15 protein-coding genes are annotated in these 15,884 nt (G+C 62.2%); 5 read left to right on the top strand and 10 right to left on the bottom strand.

Translation table 11 applies throughout. The features are described from left to right. The first annotated feature begins 228 nt into the window (after positions 1-228). Both AC0L3D_RS09170 and AC0L3D_RS09165 read left to right on the top strand, forming a co-directional pair. Positions 229-1,350 carry a carbohydrate ABC transporter permease gene (locus tag AC0L3D_RS09170; RefSeq protein ID WP_473643953.1) on the top strand — a complete coding sequence of 374 codons (1,122 nt, stop codon included), beginning with the start codon at positions 229-231 and terminating at the stop codon, positions 1,348-1,350. 11 nt (positions 1,351-1,361) lie between these two features. Further along, positions 1,362-2,279, top strand: coding sequence for a carbohydrate ABC transporter permease (locus tag AC0L3D_RS09165; protein ID WP_027155318.1), 918 nt, complete (start codon positions 1,362-1,364; stop codon positions 2,277-2,279). 110 nt (positions 2,280-2,389) lie between these two features. Here the strand turns inward: AC0L3D_RS09165 and AC0L3D_RS09160 are convergent, their stop codons facing one another. Beyond that, a complete protein-coding gene (locus tag AC0L3D_RS09160; RefSeq protein ID WP_128170028.1) occupies positions 2,390-3,133 on the bottom strand; it encodes a creatininase family protein in 744 nt (247 codons plus the stop codon). 115 nt (positions 3,134-3,248) lie between these two features. Then, on the bottom strand, positions 3,249-3,395 hold the full coding sequence (locus AC0L3D_RS09155; protein ID WP_287175391.1) for a hypothetical protein: 147 nt from the start codon (positions 3,393-3,395) through the stop codon (positions 3,249-3,251). A 40-nt stretch (positions 3,396-3,435) separates the two neighbouring features. On the opposite strand from AC0L3D_RS09155, the gene AC0L3D_RS09150 reads away from it, so the two are divergent. Further along, positions 3,436-4,458 carry an aldo/keto reductase gene (locus AC0L3D_RS09150; RefSeq protein ID WP_473643951.1) on the top strand — a complete coding sequence of 341 codons (1,023 nt, stop codon included), beginning with the start codon at positions 3,436-3,438 and terminating at the stop codon, positions 4,456-4,458. A gap of 76 nt (positions 4,459-4,534) precedes the next feature. On the opposite strand, the gene AC0L3D_RS09145 is transcribed toward AC0L3D_RS09150, so the two are convergent. The 4 genes from AC0L3D_RS09145 to clpP form a co-directional block, all read right to left on the bottom strand. After that, positions 4,535-4,807 carry an HU family DNA-binding protein gene (locus tag AC0L3D_RS09145; RefSeq protein ID WP_023798342.1) on the bottom strand — a complete coding sequence of 91 codons (273 nt, stop codon included), beginning with the start codon at positions 4,805-4,807 and terminating at the stop codon, positions 4,535-4,537. A 194-nt stretch (positions 4,808-5,001) separates the two neighbouring features. Next, complete coding sequence (gene lon, locus AC0L3D_RS09140) at positions 5,002-7,413, bottom strand: endopeptidase La (protein WP_128182053.1); 2,412 nt, start codon at positions 7,411-7,413, stop codon at positions 5,002-5,004. 320 nt (positions 7,414-7,733) lie between these two features. Beyond that, positions 7,734-9,008 (bottom strand): ATP-dependent Clp protease ATP-binding subunit ClpX, encoded by a 1,275-nt coding sequence (gene clpX, locus AC0L3D_RS09135; protein ID WP_027155315.1) that lies wholly within the window; start codon positions 9,006-9,008, stop codon positions 7,734-7,736. A 294-nt stretch (positions 9,009-9,302) separates the two neighbouring features. Then, on the bottom strand, positions 9,303-9,932 hold the full coding sequence (gene clpP, locus AC0L3D_RS09130) for an ATP-dependent Clp endopeptidase proteolytic subunit ClpP (protein ID WP_023798344.1): 630 nt from the start codon (positions 9,930-9,932) through the stop codon (positions 9,303-9,305). A 496-nt stretch (positions 9,933-10,428) separates the two neighbouring features. Here clpP and AC0L3D_RS09125 point away from each other — a divergent pair, with 496 nt between their 5' ends. Continuing rightward, complete coding sequence (locus AC0L3D_RS09125; RefSeq protein WP_473643949.1) at positions 10,429-10,848, top strand: hypothetical protein; 420 nt, start codon at positions 10,429-10,431, stop codon at positions 10,846-10,848. Position 10,849: 1 nt separating this feature from the next. Here the strand turns inward: AC0L3D_RS09125 and AC0L3D_RS09120 are convergent, their stop codons facing one another. Further along, a complete protein-coding gene (locus AC0L3D_RS09120; protein WP_473643960.1) occupies positions 10,850-11,953 on the bottom strand; it encodes an NAD(P)/FAD-dependent oxidoreductase in 1,104 nt (367 codons plus the stop codon). Positions 11,954-12,201: 248 nt separating this feature from the next. Here AC0L3D_RS09120 and AC0L3D_RS09115 point away from each other — a divergent pair, with 248 nt between their 5' ends. Continuing rightward, positions 12,202-13,455: a cytochrome P450 gene (locus tag AC0L3D_RS09115; protein ID WP_473643947.1), complete on the top strand. Its 1,254-nt coding sequence runs from the start codon at positions 12,202-12,204 to the stop codon at positions 13,453-13,455. On the opposite strand, the gene AC0L3D_RS09110 is transcribed toward AC0L3D_RS09115, so the two are convergent. The 3 genes from AC0L3D_RS09110 to AC0L3D_RS09100 form a co-directional block, all read right to left on the bottom strand. Further along, positions 13,456-13,806: a cupin domain-containing protein gene (locus AC0L3D_RS09110; protein WP_473643945.1), complete on the bottom strand. Its 351-nt coding sequence runs from the start codon at positions 13,804-13,806 to the stop codon at positions 13,456-13,458. Between the two features lie 21 nt (positions 13,807-13,827). Then, entirely contained in the window at positions 13,828-15,108 is a 1,281-nt protein-coding gene (locus tag AC0L3D_RS09105; RefSeq protein WP_473643943.1) for an O-acetylhomoserine aminocarboxypropyltransferase, read from the bottom strand. A 193-nt stretch (positions 15,109-15,301) separates the two neighbouring features. Next, positions 15,302-15,823 carry a CoA-binding protein gene (locus AC0L3D_RS09100; protein ID WP_473643941.1) on the bottom strand — a complete coding sequence of 174 codons (522 nt, stop codon included), beginning with the start codon at positions 15,821-15,823 and terminating at the stop codon, positions 15,302-15,304. Positions 15,824-15,884 lie beyond the last annotated feature (61 nt).

Here is a 15,884-nt window from a genome sequence, read left to right as displayed (position 1 = left end):
CCGCCCGAAAAACCCCCCCCACCCACACCCCGCCCGCCGGCGGCTTTGTGGTTCATTTTTCCCCCCCGGGGGCCGGCCCCCCAACCCCCGCGGCACCACAGCTTGACCGGCCAGCCGGTCATAGCACCCTGACCGGCCAGCCGGTCATAACAGCTTGACCGGCCAGCCGGTCATAACAGCTTGACCGGCCTGCCGGTCATAGCAGCCTTCAGTGAACGGACGGGACGCGTGGCTGACCAGACCTTGCCCACCAGTGCGTGGCCGGCAAACGCCGCTCCATCCGATCTGATATCGCCGGGCCGCAAGCGGCTCGGCCGGGCGTTGATGGCCGCTGCGACGCTCGGCCTGCTGGCCGTGATCGCAGTCCAAATCCTTTACAAGTCAGAGGTCAACACTATCGGCTTCGAGACCTGGCGGCCGGTCGTCTATGCCTATGTGCTGTGGGGTGTTGCACTCGGCGTCGGCCAGGTGCTGACACGCGGCGAAGACGGCCAGCGCGCGCTGTTCCTGCTGCCGGCGCTGCTGTTCACCATCGCTATGGTGATCTTCCCGACGCTGTTCGGCTTCTACATTGCGCTGACCGACTGGAACCTCAGTTCCTTCTCCGGCCGCAAGTTCAACGGGCTCGACAATTTCTGGCAGATGCTGGGGGATCCCTATTACCGCAACGCGCTGTTCAACATGGTGCTCTATGTGCTGGCGGTGCTGGTCGAATACGTCATCGCTTTCGGCCTCGCTTTGCTGCTCAACGCACAGATCCGCGCGCGTAAATTCTTCCGTGTCGTCTTCCTGATGCCGTTGATGCTGTCGCCGGTCGCGGTGTCGTGGATGATCGGCAAGTCGCTGATGGAATACCGCTTCGGGCCGGCCGCGGCGCTGGCGCGCCAGCTCGGCTGGGAAAACCCCGCCTTCTTCTCAAACCCGATCACCGCCCGCATCTCGATCATGGTGCTGGATGCCTGGACGTTCATCCCGTTCATGATGATCATGCTGCTCGCCGGGCTTCAGGCGATGTCGCGCGAGGTGCTTGAGGCGGCCAGGGTCGACGGCGCCAATGCCTGGCAGACCTTCTGGCAGGTCACGTTTCCGCTGATGCTGCCGGTATCGGTGACGGCGATCATCCTGCGCATCATCTTCAAGCTGAAGCTGGCCGACATCATCATCACCGTCACCTCGGGCGGCCCGGGCGGCGCGACCGATTCGGTGTCGAGCTTCATCTACCGCGAGTATCGCGACCGCTCGAATGTCGGCTACGGCACGATGCTGGCGATGGCCTACCTCATCATCATCATCGTGTTCGTGACGTGGCTGTTGAAATTCGCCAATCGCTTCGTGCGCAACGTCAATTGACAGGCGGCCAGATGAGCGTCCAGACCACCGACTATGCCGCTTCCGAAATTCGCTCGCCGGCGAGCTTTTTCGCCAACCGCGTCTTCATCTATGGCGCGCTGGTGTTCTGGGCCTTCATCTGCCTGTTCCCGATCTACTGGACGATAACCACCTCGTTCAAGACCGCGGTCGACGTCACCCAGGGCCATCTCATCCCGTTCGTCGACTTCCAGCCGGACTGGAAGGGCTGGCGCTCGCTCGGCCTGTCGCCGGATGCGATCTTCCGGACCTCGACGGTGCGCGACGAGTTCATCAAGCGCTTCATGAATTCGGTCATCACCTCGGTCGGCGCATCGAGCCTCGCCATCGTCATTGGCAGCCTCGCCGCCTACGGCCTCACCCGCTTCCGCTATCACTTCGCCTGGTTCAAGAACGAGGACATCTCCTTCTTCTTCCTGTCGCAGCTGATCCTGCCGCCGGTGGTGCTCGCCCTGCCCTTTCTCGTGCTGTACCGGGAAGTCGGCATGCTCGACACGCGCATCGGGCTGATTCTGCTCTACACGCTGATGGTGCTGCCGATCGTTATCTGGATCATGCGCGACCAGTTCAACTCGATCCCAGTCGAACTGGAGGAAGCAGCCCTCGTCGACGGCCTGTCGATCTGGGGCGCCTTCTTCCGCATCGTCATGCCGATCGCGCTGCCGGGCATGGTCGCGGCGTTCATCCTGGCGATGGTGCTGTGCTGGAACGAGTATTTCTTCGCCGCACTGCTGACCTCGACCGACGCAAAAACCATTCCCGTGATGGTGGCGAGCCAGACCGGCTCGCAGGGCATCAACTGGTGGTCGATGGCCGCACTCGCCACCGCCGCCATAACACCGCTCGCCGTCATCGGCATCGCGCTGGAGCGCTACCTCATCATGGGCATGACCGCAGGCGCGGTGAAGTAGGCCCTCGCCACTCCTTCGAGCGTTGCAACTGTGGATGCTTTTGAACGCCGGCGGGAAGAATCGCTACGGTTTTCATCCTGCATCCTGCAACGCTCGAAATGGCGCATCCGTTAGCGTGACAATATCGCCCGCATATGCTCGAGGATCATCGCGACGCCCTTTTGCCCCAGTTCCGTCGAGGCCTCAGGGGCGGTCGCCGTATACCATCCCGTATTGTCGGCGAAGTGGCCGGCGTCCACCGCTTCTGGGCACAGCGCCAGCATCAGCGACGTCTCGCCGATGCCGGCATGATCGAAGGGATACTGGCCGTCCGTCACCGTCGGCATCAGCGGATGCACTTGTATCCAGTTGAAGAAATTGCCGCCCTCGGCGTGCTCGGCATAGTAGCCGGCCATCGTCTCGGAGGCCCACCAGCCCTCGCCGCGCTCCTTCTCCAGAAAACGGAAGATCGCCTGGCGGCCAGCGGTCTTGAAGGCGAGATCGGTCGGCATGCCGGCAACAAAGTTCTCGGTCTGGTGGTGGATGATGGCGTGGATGTTGCGAAAGCCGATGCGCAGCAGGCTGTAGAACAGTTCCTCCGCGAACGGCGCCAGCGCCCTGCCGCCGACCTGAACCGAGCCATTACCCTCTGGCGGCGCCACCGCGTAGCTCGCCGCGCCATAGTAGAAGGCTGGCAGGATGGCGATGTTGGCTTCCTTTTCGAACAGCTCCAGCATCTTGACCACCGCCAGCGTATCCATGCCGACGGCCATGTGCTCACCATGGTATTCGAGCACGCCGAGCGGGAGCACGACCGGCCAGTTCTCGGCGATCGCCTTGCGGATCTGGTGCGGCAGCATCAGCTCGTAGCGCATGACGCCTACTCCATGTTGGTGTGGCGGGCGGCGTCGATACGGCTTTCGCCGATCCGAGCCAGCACCGTGCCAAGTTCGTCGAGTGCAATCCTGAACAGATCTGTGCCGGCATTCGTCATGACAGACCCACCAGCTTGCTGCCCTCAAAAACCCATCTGGATTGTTTGGTCACATCTTCCCCGAACAGCTTGTTTTTGCTCATGCTATCACCGTGAAAGTTCGTGTCCAACGGCTCGGAGTGCTTTTGCAGCGCCTCAGGCATGATAGTCTCGGGACATACGGAAATGAGGAAACGGCAGCATATGAAGACACGGCATTTCGACCGCATCGGCAATGGCGGCATCAGTTTCACGGAACTCGGCTTCGGCACGGCGCCGCTCGGCAATCTTTATCGTGCCGTCTCCGACGAGGATGCCAACGCCACCCTGGAGGCTGCATGGCGGGTCGGCTGCCGCTACTACGACACCGCACCGCTCTACGGGCTTGGCCTGTCGGAAACGCGGCTCAATCCGTTCCTGCGCTCGAAAAAGCGCGACGACTATGTGCTGTCGAGCAAGATCGGCCGCATCATGCGCGCCTGCCCGCCGGACCAGCGCACCGGCATCGGCAAGTTCTTCGACACGCCGTCGCGCCGCGAGGTCTACGACTACAGCTATGACGGGGTCATGCGCTCCTTCGAAGCCTCGCTGGAACGCCTCGGCGTCGACCGCATTGACATCCTTTTCGTGCATGACGTCGACGTCTTCACCCATGGCAGCAAGGAGGCCGCGGACCAGCGCATCGAGGAGTTCATGCGCTCGGGCTATTACGGGCTGCTGTCCCTGCGTGACCAGGGCATCATCAAGGCGTTCGGCGGCGGCATCAACGAATGGCAGGTTGCCCAGACGCTTGCCGAGCGCGGCGACTTCGACCTGTTCCTGCTTGCCGGGCGCTATACGCTGCTGGAGCAGGAGGCGCTGCAATCCTTCCTGCCGCTATGCCAGAAGCGCGGCATCGGCATCGTTCTCGGCGGGCCGTATAATTCCGGCATCCTGGCAACCGGTCCGAAGCCCGGCGCCTACTACGATTATACCGAGGCGCCGCAGGACATCATCGACCGCGTCACGCGCATCGAGGCTGTCTGCAAGCGCCACGGTGTGCGCCTGATCGAGGCGGCACTGCAATTTCCGCTGCTGCACCCTTCGGTCGTGTCGGTGATCCCCGGCGGCCAGCGGCCGAGCGAGGTCGAAAGCAATCGGTCGCTGCTCGACGCGAAGCTGCCATCGGCACTCTGGGCCGATCTCAAGCAGGAAGGGCTGATGCGCGCCGATGCACCGACGGCATAGAGCCCGCCAAAGTGGGCGCGAAAGAAAAGCCGGGCATGCCCGGCTTTTCTGGTCTCTGAAAAGGGTACGAAGGCGCTTAGTTGACTGCGTCCTTGAGGCCCTTGCCGGCCGAAAACTTCGGCACGGTGCGCGCCGGAATCTGCACTTCGGCGCCGGTCTGCGGATTGCGGCCGGTCGAGGCAGCGCGTTTTGACACTGTGAAATTTCCGAAGCCGACAAGCCGGACATCGCCGCCCTTCTTCAGTTCGCCGGTGATGACGGAGAACACCGCATCGACAGCCGACTGCGCGTCACCCTTCGAAATACTCGCGGCATCGGCGACAGCGGACACCAGTTCGTTCTTGTTCATAAAAATTCCCTTCCATGAGAAACCGGAACGTACGACTCATCCGGCAGGAAACGGACTTTAGAAAGAAGCGCTTCCGCAACCAAGTCGAAAAGCGTCAAAAGAGTCGAAAAAACCCCGGAATTCCGGGGTTTTTCACATGAAAGAGCCGGGCTCTAGGCCCGGCTCTCCGTTGTGCATTGCAACTTTAGCACGTGCTAATGAGCTAGCGACTTGCTGGCGTCGTCTCCGGCATCCACCGCAGCCGGCGCATTGACCGGCTCGACCCACTCGATCGCCTCCGGCATACGCACCAGCGCATGGCGCAAGACTTCACCGACCCGCCCGACCGGAACGATCTCCATACCGTTCTTCACGTTGTCCGGAATCTCCGCCAGATCCTTGGCGTTGTCTTCCGGGATCAGCACCTTCTTGATGCCGCCGCGCAGTGCTGCAAGCAGCTTCTCCTTGAGCCCGCCGATCGGCAGCACTCTGCCGCGCAGCGTGATCTCGCCGGTCATCGCCACGTCGGCCCTGACCGGGATGCCGGTCAGCACCGAGACGATCGCCGTCGCCATCGCCACGCCCGCCGACGGTCCGTCCTTGGGCGTTGCGCCTTCGGGCACGTGGACGTGGATGTCGCGCTTGTCGAACAGCGGCGGCTCGACGCCGAAATCGAGAGCCCGCGAGCGGACATAGGAGGCCGCCGCCGAGATCGATTCCTTCATCACGTCGCGCAGATTGCCGGTCACCGTCATGCGGCCCTTGCCGGGCATCATGACGCCTTCGATCGTCAGCAGCTCGCCGCCGACTTCCGTCCAGGCGAGCCCGGTGACAACGCCGACCTGATCGTCGGCCTCGACCTGACCGAAGCGGAAGCGCGGAACACCAAGGTAATCGGCGAGATTGTCCGCCGTGATGTCGACCGTCTTCTTCTTCGTCTTCAGGATCTCGGTCACCGCCTTGCGGCCGAGCTTCATCAGCTCGCGCTCCAGGCTCCTGACGCCCGCTTCACGGGTGTAGGTCTGGATGATGCCGCGGATCGCGTCCTCGCCGACGGAGAACTCCTTCGGCTGCAGCGCGTGGTCGCGGATCACCTTGGGCATCAGGTGGCGCTTGGCGATCTCGATCTTCTCGTCCTCGGTGTAGCCGGCGATACGGATAATCTCCATGCGGTCCATCAAGGGTGCCGGGATGTTCAACGTGTTCGCCGTGGTCACGAACATCACGCTCGACAGGTCGTATTCGACCTCGAGATAGTGGTCCATGAACGTCGAGTTCTGCTCCGGATCGAGCACCTCGAGCAACGCCGACGACGGGTCGCCGCGGAAATCCTGGCCCATCTTATCGATCTCGTCGAGCAGGAAGAGCGGGTTGGATTTCTTCGCCTTCTTCATCGACTGGATGACCTTGCCGGGCATCGAGCCGATATAGGTGCGCCGGTGACCGCGGATCTCGGCCTCGTCGCGCACGCCGCCCAGCGCCATGCGGATGAACTCGCGGCCGGTCGCCTTGGCGATCGACTTGCCGAGCGAGGTCTTGCCGACGCCGGGAGGTCCGACGAGGCACAGGATCGGCCCCTTCAGCTTCTTCTGGCGGCTCTGCACGGCGAGATATTCGACGATGCGGTCCTTGACCTTGTCGAGGCCGAAATGGTCGGTGTCGAGCACGTTCTGCGCGAAGGCCAGATCCTGCTTGACCTTGGAGTTCTTGCCCCACGGTATCGACAGGATCCAGTCGAGATAGTTGCGCACGACGGTCGATTCAGCCGACATCGGCGACATCGTCCGCAGCTTCTTCAGTTCGGCTTCCGCCTTTTCGCGGGCCTCCTTGGAGAGCTTGGTCTTCTTGATGCGCGCCTCGATCTCGGCGGCCTCGTCGCGGCCGTCCTCGCCCTCGCCGAGTTCCTTCTGGATCGCCTTCATCTGCTCGTTGAGGTAGTATTCGCGCTGGGTCTTCTCCATCTGGCGCTTGACGCGCGAGCGGATGCGCTTCTCGACCTGCAGGACGGAGATTTCGGCTTCCATGAAGCCCATCGCCTTTTCCAGCCGCTCCTTGACCGAAAGCGTGGCCAGCATCTCCTGCTTCTCGGGGATCTTGATCGCAAGATGCGAGGCAACCGTATCGGCGAGCTTGGAATAGTCGTCGATCTGGCTGGCGGCACCCACCACTTCGGGCGAGATCTTCTTGTTCAGCTTGACGTAGTTCTCGAAGTCGGTGACGACGGAACGGGCCAGCGCCTCGACCTCGACCTCTTCCTCATCCGGTTCGACCAGTGCTGCGGCACGGGCCTCATGGAAGTCGGGACGGTCGGTGAACGAAACGATTTTCGCGCGCGAGGCGCCTTCGACCAGCACCTTGACGGTGCCGTCCGGCAGCTTCAGCAACTGCAGCACATTGGCGAGCGTGCCGATGTCGAAGATCGCATCGGACTCGGGATCGTCATCGGCGGCATTCATCTGGGTCGCAAGCAGGATCTGCTTTTCCTGACCCATCACCTCTTCCAGCGCCTTGATCGACTTTTCACGCCCGACAAAGAGCGGAACGATCATGTGCGGGAACACCACGATGTCGCGCAGTGGGAGGACTGCGAAGACGCCGTCGCTGGGAGCCTTGGATATTTTGGCCATTGTCCAACCTTTCATGTCGCGACCGCCAATCGGCCAACCGCGATTCTCATATTAACGACCGGGGATGGTTCCGCCTACCACCGTTTGTGACGGGAGTTTTACAGCACAGAATTCGGCGCCACGGCCTTCCACCGTTAGTTGGAGGCAAGCGAGGCAAAGATCAAGGGTCGTCACGAAACCGTTCATCCAATCCGTCATAATCCGTTCATCAAGTCGGGCTGTCATCACAAGTCGGGCCGTTCATCATAGCCTGCCCAGCCGCAAACAGCAAAACGGCGCCTTGCGGCGCCGTTTTAAGAACTCCACTACAGGGCTGGACGTCAGGCGCTGACGTTGCCCTTCTTTTCCTTCTGCTCGGAATAGATGTAGAGCGGCCTGGCGTTGCCCGACACCACCTCTTCCGAAATAACCACTTCGCGCACGCCCTCCAGCGCCGGCAGCTCGAACATCGTGTCGAGCAGGATCGCCTCCATGATCGAGCGCAGGCCGCGCGCGCCGGTCTTGCGTTCGATGGCACGCTTGGCGATCGCCGACAGCGCATTCTCGTGGAAGGTCAAGTCGACATTCTCCATCTCGAACAGCCGCTGGTACTGCTTGACCAGCGCGTTCTTCGGCTCGGTCAGGATCTGGATCAGCGCCGGCTCATCGAGGTCCTCCAGCGTCGCCAGGACCGGCAGACGGCCGACGAACTCGGGAATGAGGCCGAACTTCAACAGATCTTCAGGCTCGACCAGACGGAAAACGTCGCCGGTGCGGCGATCCTCGGGCGACGCGACGGTGGCGCCGAAGCCGATCGAGGTCTTGCGGCCGCGATCCGAGATGATCTTGTCCAGCCCAGCGAAGGCGCCGCCGCAGATGAACAGGATGTTGGCGGTGTCGACCTGCAGGAATTCCTGCTGCGGATGCTTCCTGCCGCCCTGCGGCGGCACGGAGGCGACCGTGCCTTCCATGATCTTCAACAGCGCCTGCTGGACGCCCTCGCCCGACACGTCGCGGGTGATCGAGGGATTGTCCGACTTGCGCGAGATCTTGTCGATCTCGTCGATGTAGACGATGCCGCGCTGCGCGCGCTCGACATTGTAGTCGGCCGACTGCAACAGCTTGAGGATGATGTTCTCGACATCCTCGCCGACATAGCCGGCCTCGGTCAGCGTCGTCGCATCGGCCATGGTGAACGGCACGTCGATGATGCGGGCCAGCGTCTGCGCAAGCAGCGTCTTGCCGCAGCCGGTCGGGCCGATCAGCAAGATGTTGGACTTCGCCAGCTCGACGTCGTTGTTCTTGCCGGCATGCGCGAGGCGCTTGTAGTGGTTGTGGACGGCCACCGACAGCACGCGCTTGGCGTAGGGCTGGCCGATGACGTAGTCGTCGAGAACCTTGAGGATCTCCTGCGGGGTCGGCACGCCCTCGCGTGACTTCACCATCGAGGTCTTGTTCTCCTCGCGGATGATGTCCATGCAGAGCTCGACGCATTCGTCGCAGATGAACACCGTCGGGCCGGCGATCAGCTTGCGCACTTCGTGCTGGCTTTTGCCGCAAAACGAGCAATAAAGCGTGTTCTTGGAATCACCGCCGCTGTTGCCGACCTTGCTCATTTTCATGTCCTTTCATAGCCGCCCGCCGATGGTCTGGTTGAAAGGGCGCATATCTCAATCTATCGCGGGAAATCGCCGCCGCCAGTAGTCCGGCTCCCGCAACGCATTCCATACGAAACACATATCAGAAAACGTCGCAATGATTCGCATCAACCCCGCACAAAGCTAAGCCGTCGAAAATCAACATAGGCTTAACGTAGGCAATCGCTCCCGTCGAGGGAACAGCCAATTGTGGCCGAAATGCCGCAAGCGGCATCAAAAGAGTGTTTTCGCACCATCCAGCTGCCACCGGGCTTATGTGGCAAGACCCTCGATCGGCTCACGCGACGAAATGACCTTGTCGATGAGGCCGAATTCCTTGGCCTCGTCGGAGGTCATGAAATGGTCGCGGTCGAGCGTCCTTTCAATCTCGTCGTAGCTCTTGCCGGTGTGCTTGACATAGACCTCGTTGAGACGGCGCTTCAGCTTGATGATGTCCTGGGCGTGGCGCTCGATGTCGGAAGCCTGGCCCTGAAAACCACCGGAAGGCTGGTGGACCATGATGCGGGCGTTCGGCGTGGCGAAGCGCATGCCCTTCTCGCCGGCGGTGAGAAGCAGCGAGCCCATCGAGGCGGCCTGGCCGATGCACAGCGTCGCCACCGCCGGCTTGATGAACTGCATGGTGTCGTAGATCGCCATGCCCGAGGTGACGACACCGCCGGGCGAATTGATGTAGAGGTTGATTTCCTTCTTCGGATTCTCCGCTTCGAGGAACAGCAGCTGCGCGCAGACCAGCGTCGCCATGCCGTCCTCGACCGGACCGGTGATGAAAATGATGCGCTCTTTCAGGAGCCGCGAGAAAATGTCGTAGGCCCGCTCGCCGCGATTGGTCTGCTCGACCACCATCGGAACGAGGTTCATGTAGGTTTCGACGGGGTTCTTCATGGACTATCCCTTATTGAAGATGGGATTCCGGCGCCGGAGATGAGCAAGTCGGGCAGAATCGGTTCTGGATCGTTATCCCTGTAAATAGGATGTCGGCTCACCCTAGCGCAAGGCCGCCCCTCCTAGCCATCCGGTTAAGTCGAATCAAGGTTTCTGCACAGAATTCGCCCGAAGCTGCGCCGGCTGCTGTTGAAGCGGCGCGGCGCCTTCGCCGTGTAACAGTTTCTTAACCGCGTCGCTTAAGAAATGTGCCGAAACCGCTTTCCCGGGACACGGCTTCCCCTACAATTCAACGTTGAGCTTGCGTGGAAAGTTCAAACTGGGGGGAGTGCAATGATCGGGAAAACTGCTTCCTCGGCCATCGCCAGCCTCGCCGTCCTCGGCATGGTGTCCGAAACGGCTGCCGGCGGGCGCGCCGTCGAATGCTACGAGCAGGTCAACATCCGTCTACGAGACGGTCTACGAAAACGTGCTCGTCAGCCCGGCCGGTCAGCAGGTGGAATCCGTTCCGGCGATCTACGGGACGCGCGAGCGGGTGGTGCAGATCGCACCGGCGCGTGTCAGCTACGAGATGGTGCCTGCCATTACCCGCACCGTCTACCGCACGGTGAAGGTCGATGGCGGCTACTCCTGGGAATGGCGCGTCATCAACGGCCGCAAGGTGCTGTGCAGGATCAGGCACAAGGCGCCCTATCAACGGGTGGCCGAAACCGTGGTGGTGCAGCCGGAGCGCCAGCGGCGCATCGTCAGTCCCGCCGAGTACGAGAGCGTCGCCGAAGAGGTTCTGGTGCAGCCGGAGGAGCGGCGGATTGTCAATTTTCCCGCCACCTACCAGACAGTGGCGCGCCGGATTCTGGTCCGCGAGGGCTCGTCGCGCTGGCGGCAGGTGCGAATTCCGCGGCACTGCCGGTATTAGGTCAGACCGCTTCGGCCCGCAGCCACGCTTTCAAGCCGCCGACATCGCCATTGCCGACGGTCGCTGCGACGCGCCTGCCGACCGCCGCGCCGAACTTGTAGCCGTGGCCGGAGCAGGCCGAAACGACAAGGCATTTGCCCTTCTCATGCGCCAGGAACTTTTCGTCGGCGGTGAAGGTGTAGGCGCAGGTGACGACCTCGGTGACCTTGTATTCTTCGACACGGGCGATCGGCGGCGAAAACAGGTCGCGGATCGCCTCGCCCTCGCCCGCCACCGGCTGGCGGTTCCAGTCGGCATCGCTGGTCGGCACCCTGTGCAGCCCTGAGCCGAATTTCATGCCGGCGCCGCCGGACGGCGGGATCACGTAGCCGTCGACGGCGCCGCCGACATCGAGGATGACCGGGGCCGAATGCCACGCCGCTTTCAGATCCGCCGGCGGTTCGACATAGGCGAGCGCGGTGCGCCAGGTCTTCAGCTCGCCGCCCAGCTCCGGAAACAGTTTCAGCACCCAGGCGCCAGCGGTGACGACGATGCGGTCGGCCTGCATCGTCTCGCCGCTTTCAAGCACAAGGCGGCCAGCCTCGGCGTCGACCTCCACCACCTTGCTGTTGTCGTAGACATTGGCGCCGGTTCTCCGCAGCCATTCGGCGAGGCGGGAGGCAATCTTGCGACAATGCAGCGCACCACCCTCCGGCGAAAAATACGCGTAGCGGAACGAGCCGGGCTGCAGGAACCGCCAGCGCTTGGCCGCGGGGTCCGGCTCGAACAGCTCGATCGGGTAGTTCCCGGCCTCCATGCCCTCGCGGTATTCCTCGGCTTCGTCTCCCGGCTCGCGTGAAATGCAGATGAAGCCGCGCGGGTCGAGATGGTTCTCGCCGAGATCGGCCCACATCTCGTCCCAGGCCTCGTAGGCTTCGGTTATCAGCCGGCCATAACCCGAGGCTGCGCCATAGGCGCGGCGGATGATGCGGTGATGGTCGCCCGAGGCGGCAAGCGGATTGGGAATCGGTCCCTGCTCGACGATCGAGACCCGGTGCCCGGCCTTGACCAGCGACCAGGCCGTCGACAGCCCCGCAATGCCTGCGCCAACCACGATCACATTCATCAAGTCAGTCTTTCCGCAGCCGCGCCGGCTGGCTAAATGCGCTTTTGTGCATGTCGTTGTCGATTCACACTTTTGGGCGACACGCATCAGATTGCCGGGCGCCAACATACGGTCTGGCATCAAGCTGGCAAGCCTTGGAGCGCCGCGCGTCGTTCGACGCGCAAAGGACGCTCCAAAACTTTGAATCTGCGCATGATCCTTTCCGAAAACCGATTCCGGTTTTCGGGGTCATGCGTTAATTGTCTGGCATGACCAAATTGAAGCCGACCTATCTTGCCTTCGATTCCTCGACCCGCCATGTGCGACTGGACCCGCACGAGCCGGCTTTCTTCCAGAACCCCTACGCGGCCTATGCCTTCATGCATGGCGCATCGAATGTCTTCTTCTGGGAAGAGTTCGGCTTCTGGTGCTTTGGCGGCTTCGACGACGTCAGCCGGCTGCTGCGCGACCGCCGCTTCGGCCGCCAAAACCCGGCCGGCATCCCTGACAGAAGCGGCGTCGGCGAGGACCGCATCCATCTCAGCAGCTTCGACGGCATCGAGGCCAATTCGATGCTGGAGCTGGAACCGCCCGTTCACACCAGGCTCAGAACGCTGGTCAACCGCGCCTTCGTCTCGCGTCAGGTCGAGCGGCTGAGGCCGCGCGTCGAGGCGCTGGCCAACGAGCTGATCGACCGTTTCGAGCCGGGCCAGGTCGACCTGCTGCCAGCCTTCGCATCGCCTTTGCCGATCACCATCATTGCCGAGATGCTCGGCGTGCCGGTCGAGATGGGGCCGCAACTCATCGACTGGTCGCATCGGATGGTCGCCATGTACATGCACGGCCGCACCCGCCAAACGGAAGAGACGGCCAATCGCGCAGCACATGATTTTTCGGATTTCCTGCGCGGCCATGTTGCCGAGCGGCGCAAAAACCCCAGCGACGATCTGCTGTCGCTGCTGATCTCGGCGCAAGACGATGGCCAAAAACTCTCGGAGGACGAGCTGGTGTCCTCGGCGATCCTGCTGCTCAATGCCGGCCACGAGGCGACCGTCCACCAGACCGGCAATGCGGTGCGCGCGATTCTCGCGCAAGGCGGCGACCCGCGCCGCTTCTTCACCTCGCCGCAAACGACCACCGCCACGGTCGAGGAATGCCTGCGCTTCGACGCGCCGCTGCACATGTTCACGCGTTATGCCTATGAAGAAATCGAGGTCGGTCCCGCTGTCGTCGTGCGGCCGGGCGAGACGATCGGCCTGCTGCTCGGCATGGCCAATCACGACCCGGCGGCCTTTGCCGAACCCTTCGCCTTCCGGCCGGATCGCGCCGACCAGAAAAACGTCTCGTTCGGCGCCGGCATTCATTTCTGCATCGGCGCGCCGCTCGCCCGGCTCGAATTGCAGCTATCGCTGAAAACCTTGTTCGACCGGCTGCCGCGGCTGCATCTGGCCGAACAGCAGCGTTTTCGCGACACCTATCATTTCCACGGGCTGGAAAGACTCGTCGTGCACACCGGGCAATGATCAAAGCTTGATCACATACTCCTTGCGTGTCGTTTCAAGCACTTCCCAGCTTCCCTTAAAGCCCGGCCTGAGCACGAAACTGTCGCCGGAGCTGACGGTGCGCGCCTCGCCGCCCTCCTCTGAAATCACCGAAACGCCCGACAGGATGTGGCAAAACTCCCACTCGTCGTATTCGATGCGCCATTTGCCCGGCGTCGCCTCCCAGATGCCGGCATAGAGGCCACCGTCGCGTTCCTCGACATTCCAGGTGCGGAACTTTGGATCGCCTGAAATCAGGCGATCCGGCGCCGGCGCGCCAGGTTCCGGCTCGACGCTTTCAATATCGACGGAGAGGAATTTTGGCGCGGTCATGGAAACTCCTTCCAGCGGGGATCAGACGTTGGAGAGAGCCTGTTCCAGATCGGCGACGATGTCGTTGACATCCTCGATGCCGACCGAGAGCCTGACCGTATCCGGCCCAGCGCCGGCCGCGACCTTCTGCTCGTCGGACAGTTGCCGATGCGTGGTCGATGCCGGATGGATGACCAGCGACTTGGTGTCGCCGACATTGGCGAGGTGCGAGAACAGTTCGAGCGCCTCGACGAATTTGATGCCCGCCGCATAGCCGCCCTTCAGGCCGAAGGTGAACACCGCGCCGGCGCCAAGCGGCGAGTACTTCTTCTGCAGCGCATTGTTGTTGTCGCTGGGCAGGCCGGGATAGGACACCCAGGCGATTTTTGGGTGGTTGGACAGCCACGCGGCGACGGTGACCGCATTGTCGCAATGGCGCTGCATCCTGAGCGGCAGGGTTTCCAGGCCGGTCAGGATCAAGAACGCATTGAAGGGCGAGATCGCCGGGCCCATGTCGCGCAGGCCGAGCACGCGCGCGGCAATGGCGAAAGCGAAATTGCCAAATGTTTCGTGCAGGACGAGGCCGCCATATTCGGGGCGCGGCTCAGACAGCATCGGATATTTGCCGGATTTCGACCAGTCGAAGGTACCGCCGTCGACAATGGCGCCGCCGATCGAATTGCCGTGGCCGCCGATGAACTTGGTCAGCGAATGCACGACAATGTCGGCGCCATGCTCGATCGGCCGCACCAGATAGGGCGAGGCCAGCGTGTTGTCGACGATCAGCGGCAGGCCATGCTTGCGGGCGATGTCGCCGATCTTTTCGATGTCGACGAAGACGCCGCCCGGATTGGCCAGGCTCTCGATGAAGATCGCCTTGGTCCTGTCGTCGATCTGGCTTTCGAAGGTCGAGATGTCGTTGGTGTCGGCCCATCGCACCTGCCAGCCGAAATTCTTGAAGGCGTGGCCGAACTGGTTGATCGAGCCGCCGTAAAGCCTTGTCGCGGCGACGAAATTGTCGCCCGGCTGCATCAGGTTGTGGAACACGAGCACCTGCGCGGCATGGCCCGACGCGACGGCCAAACCCGCGGTGCCGCCTTCGAGTGCCGCGATACGCTCTTCCAGCACCGCCTGCGTCGGGTTCATGATCCGGGTGTAGATGTTGCCGAAGGCTTTTAGCCCGAACAGCGAGGCGGCATGGTCGGCATCATCGAAGACAAAGGAGGTCGTCTGGTAAATCGGCGTGGCACGCGCGCCGGTCGCCGGATCGGGCTTGGCGCCGGCATGGACGGCGAGCGTGTTGAAACCGGGCGTGCGGGTCATGGATTACCTCCCCTGAATGCTGAATGCTGAATGCTGAATGCTGAATGCTGAATGCTGAATGGTGAATGGTGAATGGTGAATGGTGAATGGTGAATGGTGAAGGCAAGGTCGGCCAGCCCCATCCTGATTGCAAGCGGCTCATATGCCGCTGTGGCCGCCTTCCGGAAAAATCCTTCTATTCACCATTCACCACCTACTTCCGGCGGACGCCAAAACTCTGGAATCCCGGCCGCATCAGCGGCTTCTTCGACGACAGCACGCCTGAGTTGACGCCGGTCCAGCCGATCTCGCCTGACAGCTTGCCATATTCGATCTTGGGACAGCGGTTCATCACCACCTTGATGCCGGCGGCCCCGGCGCGTGCAGCCGCCTCGTCATGGCGCACGCCAAGCTGCATCCAGATGACGTTCGGCAACGGATCGAGCCGCAAGACCTCGTCGACGACGCCCGGCACCGCCGCGGAGCCGCGAAAAACGTCGACCATGTCGATCGGCTCGGGAATATCGGCGAGCCTGGCGTAGGTCATCCGGCCAAGGATTTCCTTGCCGGCCTGGCCGGGGTTGATTGGGAACACCGAAAACCCCTTGCCCAGCAGGTATTTCAGCACGAAATAGCTCGGCCGCACATCGTTGGCGGACGCACCGACCATGGCGATGGTCTTCACCGAATTGAGGATGCCGGCGATATAGGCATTGTCGTAGGCGTCATGGTTCATGCGGCGTCCTCATACAGAGCTTCGGCAAGAAAACCATCCGGACCGTAGCAGAAACTGCGCA

Source organism: Mesorhizobium sp. WSM4837 (assembly GCF_055811435.1).
Note: the sequence above shows the minus strand (reverse complement) of the source record. Positions and strands in the feature narration are given on the sequence as shown.

Excerpts from the sequence above, each read along its gene's own strand:
- AC0L3D_RS09165 (WP_027155318.1), top strand. The coding sequence starts at position 1,362 with ATGAGCGTCCAGACCACCGACTATGCCGCTTCCGAAATTCGCTCGCCG.
- AC0L3D_RS09160 (WP_128170028.1), bottom strand. The coding sequence starts at position 3,133 with ATGCGCTACGAGCTGATGCTGCCGCACCAGATCCGCAAGGCGATCGCC.
- AC0L3D_RS09155 (WP_287175391.1), bottom strand. The coding sequence starts at position 3,395 with ATGCCTGAGGCGCTGCAAAAGCACTCCGAGCCGTTGGACACGAACTTT.
- AC0L3D_RS09150 (WP_473643951.1), top strand. The coding sequence starts at position 3,436 with ATGAAGACACGGCATTTCGACCGCATCGGCAATGGCGGCATCAGTTTC.
- AC0L3D_RS09145 (WP_023798342.1), bottom strand. The coding sequence starts at position 4,807 with ATGAACAAGAACGAACTGGTGTCCGCTGTCGCCGATGCCGCGAGTATT.
- lon (WP_128182053.1), bottom strand. The coding sequence starts at position 7,413 with ATGGCCAAAATATCCAAGGCTCCCAGCGACGGCGTCTTCGCAGTCCTC.
- clpX (WP_027155315.1), bottom strand. The coding sequence starts at position 9,008 with ATGAGCAAGGTCGGCAACAGCGGCGGTGATTCCAAGAACACGCTTTAT.
- clpP (WP_023798344.1), bottom strand. The coding sequence starts at position 9,932 with ATGAAGAACCCCGTCGAAACCTACATGAACCTCGTTCCGATGGTGGTC.
- AC0L3D_RS09120 (WP_473643960.1), bottom strand. The coding sequence starts at position 11,953 with ATGAATGTGATCGTGGTTGGCGCAGGCATTGCGGGGCTGTCGACGGCC.
- AC0L3D_RS09115 (WP_473643947.1), top strand. The coding sequence starts at position 12,202 with ATGACCAAATTGAAGCCGACCTATCTTGCCTTCGATTCCTCGACCCGC.
- AC0L3D_RS09110 (WP_473643945.1), bottom strand. The coding sequence starts at position 13,806 with ATGACCGCGCCAAAATTCCTCTCCGTCGATATTGAAAGCGTCGAGCCG.
- AC0L3D_RS09105 (WP_473643943.1), bottom strand. The coding sequence starts at position 15,108 with ATGACCCGCACGCCCGGTTTCAACACGCTCGCCGTCCATGCCGGCGCC.
- AC0L3D_RS09100 (WP_473643941.1), bottom strand. The coding sequence starts at position 15,823 with ATGAACCATGACGCCTACGACAATGCCTATATCGCCGGCATCCTCAAT.